The following is an 8,657-nucleotide window of genomic DNA, read 5'->3' as shown; positions in this document are numbered from 1 at the left end:
GAGGGGGCCAGATGCGATCTTCGTCCCTCCACCCCGGCAAGTCTTCTCCATACTGCCCGTGTTGGGTCATTTCCAACATACAAGCGACTTCAGTCGCGACACTCAAGCGCCACTGACGGCGGGTCACGCCGAGGCGGTGTCCTTCTCGGCGGCCGGCGCCGGACGCGGCACCTCGGAGATCTCGGCCAGCCGCGCCTCGATCCAGCTCTCGACCTCGACCAGCACCTCCTCGGGGGTACGCCCCTCGGTGGCGATCGGTTCGCCGACCACCACCGACAGCCGCCCCGGATTCTTGACCCAGTGCCGCCCCGGCCAGCGCTCGCCGGCGTTGTGTGCCACCGGCAGCACCGGCACGCCGGCCCGGCAGGCGATCACCGCGCCGCTCTTGTTGTAGCGACGGCGCACGCCGGGTTCGACCCGCGTGCCCTCGGGGAAGATCAGCACCGACAGGCCCTCGCCCAGCCGCCGTGTCCCCTGGCTGAGCACCTGCTTCATGGCCCGCGCCGGGCGGGAACGGTCCAGGGCGATGGGGTGCAGCAGGCGCAGCGCCCAGCCGAACAGCGGCAGGCGCAGCAGCTCCTGCTTGAGCACGGTGCACACCGGCGGCTTGAGCACCTGCAGGAACAGCGTCTCCCACTCGCACTGGTGATTGGCGAGGATCACCACCGGCCCGGCCGGCACGTTGTCGCGACCGCGGATCTCGTAGCGCACGCCGCACACCCGGGCGAACCAGCCGACGATGAAGTGATTGTAGAGGTTGAGCAGGCGATAGCGTCCGGCCAGCGGCAGCAGCGGCGCCACCGGCAGGCACAGCAGCCCGAAGACCAGGATCGCCAGGAAGTAGCCGACGTAGAAGATCGCGCTGCGCAGGGCGTTCATGACACCTCCTGGCTGTGGTAGGCCTGGCACCAGGTATCCAGCATGCGGCCCAGCTCGAGGCGCCACGGCTTCTGGTGCACGCCGAAGGCATCCAGCACCCGCCGGCAGTTGAGTACCCGGCGCAGCGGCTGGTCGTGGTGATGATTGAGCGCCTTGAGCCCGCCCAGCGTCACCTCGCAGCCCAGCCCCTCGAGGCGCGTGGCCAGCTGGGTGCGCACCACCGAGGCGAAGGTATAGATGCTCACCGGCTCGGTGCCGGCCAGGTGATAGGCGCCCCAGGCCTCGGCACCGCAGCCCAGCTGCTGCAGCATGCCGACCAGCGCCAGCGCCACCGAGTCCACCGAGGTCGGGCAGACGATCACGTCCTCGGCCGCGCGCACCGTCTCGCCGGCCATCAGCTGGTCGATCAGCTCGTTGAGCCAGGCTCCGCCGCCCTCGAGCGCGAACAGCGGTCCCAGCCGCACCAGCAGGTGACGCGGCAGGCCGGCGCGGATCCGGTTGCCGGTCTTGACCAGCCGGCGCAGGTTCTCGTCGCGGGGCTCGGGGATCATGTGCTCGTCGATCGGCGTCTCGCCGCCGTCCTCGTAGAGCTGGTCCGACACGCACCACACCAGCGGCACGTCGGCCACCTGACAGCTTTCCAGCGACGCCTCCACGGCCTCGGCATGGGCCATCACCGTCGACGGATCGGCGCTGCTGGGCTCCACCAGCGGCGGGATCACCACGGCATCCGGCGCCAGCTGCGCCAGCCGGTGCGGCGTGAGCGACACGCCCTCCTCGATGACCAGCTCGGTATCCCCGCGCCGGTTGGCCTCGCGCGCCAGCGCCAGACTCAGGCAATGGCCGGCATCCAGAATCAACAACTTCACGGCGCTTCCTTTTCTCGAATTGGCTCGGCGCCGCCCGCCCCGCGGGTGCGCCCCTCGTGCCCGTTCCGGCCCGGCGCCCGGTTGCCCGGCGCCCGACATTCCCATCGGCGCCCCGATCCGTCAGGCTACGCCTTCGACCCGACATCATCGAGGAACCGCTCATGTCCGATACCCCGCACTGCCTGTGGCAAGGCCGCGCCCGGCTCGGTGAAGGCCCGCTGTGGTCCCGCGAGCTGCGGCGCCTGCTGTTCGTCGACATCCTCGGCAGCCGGCTGATGAGCCACGACCCGGCCACGGGCGACACCCGGAGCTGGCCGCTCGACGAGGCCTGCTGCTGGCTCGCCCCGCATGCCGACGGCGGCTTCGTCGCCGGGTTGCGCACACGCCTGGTGCGCCTGCACCTGGACGCCGACGGCCCGCGCTTCGGCGAAACACTGGCCCGCCCCGTCGCCGAGGCGCCGGGGCACCGGCTCAACGACGGCAAGGCCGACCCGGCGGGCCGCCTGTGGTTCGGCATCATGGACGAACGCGAACAGGCCGCCAGCGGCCGGCTGCTGCGTCTCGATGCCCGCGGCCTGCGCCGCGTCGACGCGCCCTACACGGTGACCAACGGCCCCACGATCAGCGCCGAAGGCCGCACGCTCTACCACACCGACAGTCCGGCGCGGACGATCTACGCCTTCACGATCGACGCCGACGGCAACCTCGTCGACAAGCGCGTGCACCGGCGCTTCGCCGAGGCGGACGGCTATCCCGACGGCATGACGCTCGACGCCGAAGGCGGCCTATGGGTCGCCCACTGGGACGGCGGCCGGGTCAGCCGCTTGCTGCCCGACGGCCGCCGCGACCGGGAGATCGCCCTGCCCGCCTCACGGGTCACCTGCTGCACCTTCGGCGGCGACGACCTGGGCACCCTGTATATTACCACTGCTGCCGTCGGCTGCGATGACCAGCCACAGGCCGGCGCCCTGTTCGCCGTGCGTCCAGGCGTCACGGGCCTGCCGGCCTGCGCCGCCCGCCCCTGACGAGTGCACACGAAAACGGGCCCGCCGGATTCCGGCGGGCCCGCTGACGAGCAATGCGGCGCGGGCGTGCCCCGCGCCTTCGTGTCAGGCCGTCACTTCGCTGCCAGCCATTTCTCCACCAGCTCGCGATTGTCCGCCAGCCAGGTCTTGACGCCCTTGTCGGGGTCGCCGGCGTCCTCGATGCTCAACATCAGCTCGGCCAGCTGGGCGTGGCTCATGTGCCAGGCGTCGAGCATGGCGGTGACCTTTGGGCGGGCCTCGCCGAAGTCCTTGCGCGACATCCACTTGATGTCGTCACCACCGCCGTAGACCTTCTTCGGATCCTTCAGGGGCTTTAGGTCGTACTGGGCATAGGCCCAGTGAGGCTGCCAGAGCGTGACGGCGACCGGCGCCTCCTTGCGGTAGGCCTCGTCGAGTGCGGCGATCATCGCCGGGCCGGAACTGTTCAGCTGACGGAACGGCAGGTCGTACTCCTCGATCGCGTTGTCGGTCTCGCCGGCGATCGCCGCGCCGGACTCGATGCCGATGACCGTCGGCTGCCCCTGATAGTTGAAGCGATCGGCTGCGGCCTTGAGGTCCGCAATGGTGTTGATGTCCTCCAGATAGGCCGGCACCACCAGCTCGTCCTGCGCACCCTCGTACCAGCTGTCGTGAACGTCGATGCGGTCCTTGTAGGGCTTGAGGTACTGGGCGTCGCCGTTGGGCAGCCAGACCTCCAGTGAGACGTCGATGTCGTCCTGCGCCAGGCCGCTGAAGATCACGCTCTTGCCGGTGGAGGTCAGCTTGACGTCGTAGCCCTGCTGCTCGAGCAGCTGCTGCCACAGGTGCGAGACGGCGATGTTCTCCGACCAGTTGTTGGTGCCGATGGTGATCGTGTCGGCCGCGGCGGCGGTGCCGGTGGTGCCGGCCAGGGCCAGGGCGAGACAGGTGGTCTTGAGTGCTTTCATGGGCTTCCTTCAGTGGGGATGAACGGTCAGTGCGGGATCAGTCCAGCAGGTCGTCAGCGTAGCCGTAGGTCGAGAGCCGGTCGATGCCGCTTTCGGTGACCAGCACCTGCTCCTCGAGCTTGACGCCCTCGCTGCCGTCGCGGTGGCCGATGTAGGCCTCGACGCACAGCGTCATGCCCGGCTCGATGGCACCGTCGTAGCCGACGTCGTCCCAGTCCATGTCGTGGGCGATCAGCGGCCATTCGCCGGTCATGCCGCAGCCGTGGACGATATCCAGATAACGGTTCTCGCGGTAGCCCTCGGGGATCGGCCAGGCGCGTTGCGAATACTCGCGAAAGCTCATGCCCGGCTCGAGCAGGGCGATGTTGCTCTCCAGCTGGTCGGCGGCCATGCGGTACAGCGCCTTCTGGGCCGCGCTCGGCGCGCCCGCGCCGGGCACGTGGAAGGTCCGCGAGAAATCGGTGTAGTAGCCAAAGCAGCCGACGATATCGGTATCGAAGGCGACCAGCTCGCCGGGCGCGATGACCTTGTCCGAGCACTCCTGAAACCAGGGGTTGGTGCGCCCCCCGGAGGTCAGCAGGCGCGTCTCGGCATATTCGCCGCCGGTGGCCAGCACGTGCTGGTTGAAGATCGCCCACAGTTCGTTTTCGGTCATGCCCGGGCGCAGGGCCGCTTCCATGCGCGTCATCGCGGCCTCGGTCAGCGTCACCGAACGGTGGATCAGCGAGAGCTCATCGAGACTCTTGATCGACTTGGCGCCCTCGACGGCGACCGCCGCATCGGAAATCACAAAGCCGGCTTCCGCCAGCGCCGCCACGGCGCCGGTGGGGGCCGACTCGACGCCGATCCGCCGCCCGTTCGTGGTGGACTGCGCGAACAGCTCGCGGATATCGTCGACGAAGGCCGCGGTATGTCGGGCACAGTGCGGGCCACTGTACTGCGGCATCACCGCCCGCGCCGGGCGCACGTCGTCGAGCAGCGCGAGGCCACGGGCGAGATGCAGGCAGGCGCTGAACTCGAACAGCACCACCGGCCCCTCGGCGGGCACATAGAGGTAGCGCGCCGGGTTGCGCTGGGAATAGACCTGCATGTTGCGGGAACCGCAGGCATAGCGGATGTTGATCGGATCGAACAGGATCAGCGCGTCGAGCTCGTGGTGGCGCATCTGCCGACGCAGCCGCGCGAGCCGGTAGCGCTCGACGCGCTCGATCAACGCGGCATCGATCACCTGTTCGCGGAAGGCACCACCGGCATAGCCGGCGGCACCGGCCGGGGCATCGCCGGCCAGGGCTACAATCTGGGTCATGAGTCTCTCTCGGTCGCCGGTGAAGGAAATACGCGCGTCAGCCCATCAGCCGGTCATGGCGGCGCTGGTTGTCGGCATCGATGTGCTGCTGGGTCACCCGGCCATAGATCTTCCGGGTGTGCTCGAGGCTGCCCATCATGTCCGGGCTTTTCGCGTAGCCGAGCAGCGTGCACAGGCGCTGCCCCTTGGCGGCGGCGACGCGGTGCATCGAGTAGCGTCCCTTGAACAGCTGCAGGTCGCCGGTATTCAGCGTCAGCGAGCGGACCTCGCCGTGGTCGCCCTCGAGCACGCGCTGTACGCCGGCGAAGTTCTCGTCGCCGGGGCGGCGGATGTCCGGGCAGTACTGGAATTCGCCGCCGCTTTCCGGCCGCCGGGTCATCAGGCTGACGATGAATTCGTTGGTGTCGAAGTGCCAGGGCAGCTCGGTGTCCTCGGGCATGACGTTGATCACCAGCCCGGCGATGGGGTCGGCGAATTCGTGAATCACCGGCTCCTCGAGGCAGTCGGCGATGAAGCGCTGGAAGGTCGTATCGCGATAGAGCTGCTTGACCATCGCCTCGTCCGGGATCAGGTCCTTGGCGACGAAGCCGTTGGTGTAGTGCTGAAAGCAGCGCACCGGATGATCCTCGGGCAGGCTGGGGTCGTCCGGGGTGACGTAGGGGTTGACGCTGTTGTCGGAAAAGAACGCTTGGGGCGTGAGCGCTTCACTTTCTTCGCGCAGCGCCTCGAGGCGGTCCTCGCGAATGAAGCGCGCCAGCAGCGCGCAGCCGTCGTCGTGAAGCTGGGCGCGCACGCGGCCGACGGCTTCGCGGTAGGCGTCGCTGCCCGGCTGATCGACCGGGTAGCGCTCGAGATCGATCAGATCGGCCAGAGTACCGTCGACGGGGGTGGCGGCGGTGCCGGCTTCGGGGCGGACGGAAGATGGGGACAGGGACATGAAAACCTCTCGTGCTCCTCGTTGGATGGCCACGTAACTGGCGCCATAACCTACGCGTCCCACCGCTGTGGACTCCAATCGGAAATTCGCTGCCGATGTCACGAGATTTTTATCGATTCGCCCCTCGCCGGAAACGCGCCCCCTATTCCCCGTCCGAATACAGCGCGCGCAGCGTGGCCGCCAGCGGCTCGGCGACTTCGCGCACCCGCGACTCATCGGCGAAGGCCAGGTACCAGGGAACCTGCGGCATAGCCACGGCCAGCGGTCGCATCACCACGCGGCCGGCACGGGCGGCATCCCTGACCGCCCAGCGCGAGAGAATGCTGACCCCCTTGCCCGCCGCGACCAGTTCGAGAATCAGCGCCACCGACTCGATCTGCACCATGTGCGAGGGATAGACACCGGCCGGCTGGAAGAAATACTCGAACTCGTGGCCCGCCTCGGGAATCACGCTGTAGGTAAAGTGCCGCCCCTCGTCGAATACCTTCGCCGGCACCGCCGATGCGTCCGCCGCCGGATGCCCGGGCGGCAGTACCGCCACGGGCGGCGCCTCGAACAGCGCCTCGCAGGCCAGGCCGCGCTGCGCCGGCACCTCGATCATCACGGTCATGTCGACGCGGCGAGACAGCAGCGCCCCGGTCATCTCGTCCAGGGGCAGGCGCACCAGGTCGATGTCCCGGTCGTGGTGTTCATAGAGCAGCGGCAGCGCCTTCGAGAAGGTGTCGTAGGGGCCGATGCCCAGGCGCAGCGCCGGCTCGCCGTGGCGCGCCAGCTGCCAGGCCTCGAGCTCGGCACTGCGCACCCGGGGCAGAATCTCGCGCGCGGTTTCAACGAGCCGCTCTCCCGAGGCGGTCAGCACCAGCCGCCGCCCCTCGCGGGCGAACAGCGACACGCCGAGGCGGCGCTCCATCTCGCGAATGCGGTGAGTCGCGGCGGGCTGGGTCAGGCCGATCGCCGCAGCGGCGTCGTGAACGGTACCGTGCGTGGCGATGGCATCGATCAGCACGTAGAACTTGATATCGAGCATGGCGTGTCGGGGCGGCGGAAGATTGATGGGGATGATAGCAGGCTCCCGAGTCGCTGCACCGAGGGAATCGAGATCGCCGACTTAACACAGGTTCAGGCGCCCCGGATTTCACAGGGCTATGCTGCGGGCGTTGCCGGTGAACGGACCTTCACAGCCGGCACATTCCGAGTTGCGATAAGGAGATCACGATGACTCAGGAACACGGTTACTTCGACCCGCAGTCCCGCCAGGTGGAACCCGGCGAGCTGCGCGCCTTCGGCGTGACGATCCACAGCCGGCGCGGCCGGGCCGGCGAGCTCTGCGAGATGCTGCGCTTCGTGCAGGATGCCGCCACACTGGGGGCGGCAGAGCACCTCAAGCGGGTCCACTTCGATTCCGACAGTGGCGTCTGCCATATCGATGTCGATGATCGGGCACCCCTGCATGGCAGTGTCGAGCACCGTCTCAATCAGGCGGCCCGCAAGCACCTGTCGCGTTTCACGCTGTGCGGTGCCAACGAACTGGGCGAGACGCTCGGCAGCCAGCTGGTATCGCAACCCGCACCGGAGGAGTGGAGCACCCCGGAAGACGCGGTGACGGAGGCCGCCGCCACAGACGACAGCGACGCGATATCGCCGACGGCTACCAGCGAGGCCCCGGAGCTGCGTTGAGTGCCATGGCCTCAGCATCCTGCTACGTGCAGGATGCAGGCAATCGATTGGCCGGCACTTGATCGGTTCGCAGCAGCGGGTGCACTGAAAATGTGGTGCGGCATGGAAGCAATACTTGCGGATTCATGCTGCACGGGGTGCGTCAGTGACTTATATTCGGGCGCATGTACACCATCATCGAAACCCCCGATCTTTCAGCGCTATGCCGCTGATGTGTGGAGTGACGATGAGCGAGAGGCATTCATCAACTGCCTGGCTGAGGACCCATTGGTTGGCGACGTGGCCCCGGGAGTGAAGGTGTACGCAAGGTTCGCTGGCGATGCCAGGGCATGGGCAAGCAAGGCGGAGTCAGGGTGATCTACTACAACACCCTGGAAGAAGGCACGGTGTGGCTGCTGATTGTGTATGCGAAGGCCAAGTTCGACAACCTGCCTGCCGCAACGCTTGCCCAATTGAGAGAGGAGATTGGTCATGGATAAAGAGATGGAGCAGTTCGGCCGCGATCTGCTGGAATCCGTGCGCCAGATGAAACAGGGCGAGGCTGCCCGCATGACCCGTGTGGAGGTCCCCAGGGCTGCCGAGGTACGGCACCGCATGGGCTTTCGCAGAAAGAGTTTGCCGAGCTTCTGAATGTAAGCCCCGGCACGCTGCGTGGCTGGGAACAAGGCCGCCGCAAGCCCACCGGTACCGCATGCACCTTGCTGCGTGTGGCTGAAAAGCATCCCGAAGCGCTCCGCGACTTGGCATGACAGCCACCGTGAACAGCACTTGGTGACCCGCCAGCACAATGGCGGGTTTTTTTGTATACGCAATGCATGGCGCTCACGACCCGCTTACTGACGGCAGATTTCCCGCGCCTTGATCATTCCGCCCTGACGGCCGTGGACCACTGTGTTCGGCGGCTCTTCACAGGCCGGTTGAAGTGGACCCCATTCACTGGACCACCTGACAGGCGAGCTAAGCTCTGACCGGGTTGTCATCAGGCGTCAGGCCGCCTGGATCAGTGGTTGATCGAAG

11 protein-coding genes are annotated in these 8,657 nt (G+C 67.5%); 5 read left to right on the top strand and 6 right to left on the bottom strand.

Features of this window, described 5'->3' with window-relative positions:
- Nucleotides 1-123 precede the first annotated feature (123 nt).
- Both ACTCB7_RS09820 and ACTCB7_RS09815 read right to left on the bottom strand, forming a co-directional pair.
- Nucleotides 124-879 carry a lysophospholipid acyltransferase family protein gene (locus ACTCB7_RS09820; protein ID WP_463006531.1) on the bottom strand — a complete coding sequence of 252 codons (756 nt, stop codon included), beginning with the start codon at nucleotides 877-879 and terminating at the stop codon, nucleotides 124-126.
- Entirely contained in the window at nucleotides 876-1,748 is an 873-nt protein-coding gene (locus tag ACTCB7_RS09815; protein WP_463006530.1) for a sugar nucleotide-binding protein, read from the bottom strand. Before ACTCB7_RS09815 ends, ACTCB7_RS09820 begins: the two co-directional genes overlap by 4 nt.
- A gap of 161 nt (nucleotides 1,749-1,909) precedes the next feature.
- Between ACTCB7_RS09815 and ACTCB7_RS09810 the strand changes: the two genes are divergently transcribed.
- Entirely contained in the window at nucleotides 1,910-2,773 is an 864-nt protein-coding gene (locus tag ACTCB7_RS09810) for an SMP-30/gluconolactonase/LRE family protein (RefSeq protein ID WP_463006529.1), read from the top strand.
- 92 nt (nucleotides 2,774-2,865) lie between these two features.
- Here ACTCB7_RS09810 and ACTCB7_RS09805 read toward each other — a convergent pair whose 3' ends face one another.
- The 4 genes from ACTCB7_RS09805 to ACTCB7_RS09790 all read right to left on the bottom strand — a co-directional run bounded on the left by ACTCB7_RS09805 (nucleotide 2,866) and on the right by ACTCB7_RS09790 (nucleotide 6,990).
- Nucleotides 2,866-3,720, bottom strand: coding sequence for a glycine betaine ABC transporter substrate-binding protein (locus tag ACTCB7_RS09805; RefSeq protein WP_463006528.1), 855 nt, complete (start codon nucleotides 3,718-3,720; stop codon nucleotides 2,866-2,868).
- 37 nt (nucleotides 3,721-3,757) lie between these two features.
- Nucleotides 3,758-5,026: a M24 family metallopeptidase gene (locus ACTCB7_RS09800; RefSeq protein WP_463006527.1), complete on the bottom strand. Its 1,269-nt coding sequence runs from the start codon at nucleotides 5,024-5,026 to the stop codon at nucleotides 3,758-3,760.
- Between the two features lie 37 nt (nucleotides 5,027-5,063).
- A complete protein-coding gene (locus ACTCB7_RS09795; RefSeq protein WP_463006526.1) occupies nucleotides 5,064-5,963 on the bottom strand; it encodes a HalD/BesD family halogenase in 900 nt (299 codons plus the stop codon).
- Between the two features lie 142 nt (nucleotides 5,964-6,105).
- Nucleotides 6,106-6,990: a LysR family transcriptional regulator gene (locus ACTCB7_RS09790; RefSeq protein ID WP_463006525.1), complete on the bottom strand. Its 885-nt coding sequence runs from the start codon at nucleotides 6,988-6,990 to the stop codon at nucleotides 6,106-6,108.
- A 188-nt stretch (nucleotides 6,991-7,178) separates the two neighbouring features.
- Between ACTCB7_RS09790 and ACTCB7_RS09785 the strand changes: the two genes are divergently transcribed.
- From ACTCB7_RS09785 to ACTCB7_RS09770, 4 genes are all read left to right on the top strand, one after another.
- Nucleotides 7,179-7,640, top strand: coding sequence for a hypothetical protein (locus tag ACTCB7_RS09785; protein WP_463006524.1), 462 nt, complete (start codon nucleotides 7,179-7,181; stop codon nucleotides 7,638-7,640).
- Nucleotides 7,641-7,993: 353 nt separating this feature from the next.
- Nucleotides 7,994-8,119: a hypothetical protein gene (locus ACTCB7_RS09780; protein WP_463006523.1), complete on the top strand. Its 126-nt coding sequence runs from the start codon at nucleotides 7,994-7,996 to the stop codon at nucleotides 8,117-8,119.
- Nucleotides 8,112-8,270 (top strand): hypothetical protein, encoded by a 159-nt coding sequence (locus ACTCB7_RS09775; protein ID WP_463006522.1) that lies wholly within the window; start codon nucleotides 8,112-8,114, stop codon nucleotides 8,268-8,270. The genes ACTCB7_RS09780 and ACTCB7_RS09775 overlap by 8 nt, the downstream gene beginning before the upstream one ends.
- On the top strand, nucleotides 8,267-8,389 hold the full coding sequence (locus ACTCB7_RS09770; RefSeq protein ID WP_463006532.1) for a helix-turn-helix domain-containing protein: 123 nt from the start codon (nucleotides 8,267-8,269) through the stop codon (nucleotides 8,387-8,389). The genes ACTCB7_RS09775 and ACTCB7_RS09770 overlap by 4 nt, the downstream gene beginning before the upstream one ends.
- Nucleotides 8,390-8,657: the final 268 nt, after the last annotated feature.

Source organism: Modicisalibacter sp., from assembly GCF_055145905.1.
The sequence above is the reverse complement of the archived record's forward strand: the minus strand, read 5'-3'. Positions and strand labels throughout refer to the sequence as shown.

Coding starts and splice junctions, on each gene's coding strand:
- ACTCB7_RS09820 (WP_463006531.1), bottom strand. CDS start 879: ATGAACGCCCTGCGCAGCGCGATCTTCTACGTCGGCTACTTCCTGGCG.
- ACTCB7_RS09810 (WP_463006529.1), top strand. CDS start 1,910: ATGTCCGATACCCCGCACTGCCTGTGGCAAGGCCGCGCCCGGCTCGGT.
- ACTCB7_RS09805 (WP_463006528.1), bottom strand. CDS start 3,720: ATGAAAGCACTCAAGACCACCTGTCTCGCCCTGGCCCTGGCCGGCACC.
- ACTCB7_RS09800 (WP_463006527.1), bottom strand. CDS start 5,026: ATGACCCAGATTGTAGCCCTGGCCGGCGATGCCCCGGCCGGTGCCGCC.
- ACTCB7_RS09795 (WP_463006526.1), bottom strand. CDS start 5,963: ATGTCCCTGTCCCCATCTTCCGTCCGCCCCGAAGCCGGCACCGCCGCC.
- ACTCB7_RS09790 (WP_463006525.1), bottom strand. CDS start 6,990: ATGCTCGATATCAAGTTCTACGTGCTGATCGATGCCATCGCCACGCAC.
- ACTCB7_RS09785 (WP_463006524.1), top strand. CDS start 7,179: ATGACTCAGGAACACGGTTACTTCGACCCGCAGTCCCGCCAGGTGGAA.
- ACTCB7_RS09775 (WP_463006522.1), top strand. CDS start 8,112: ATGGATAAAGAGATGGAGCAGTTCGGCCGCGATCTGCTGGAATCCGTG.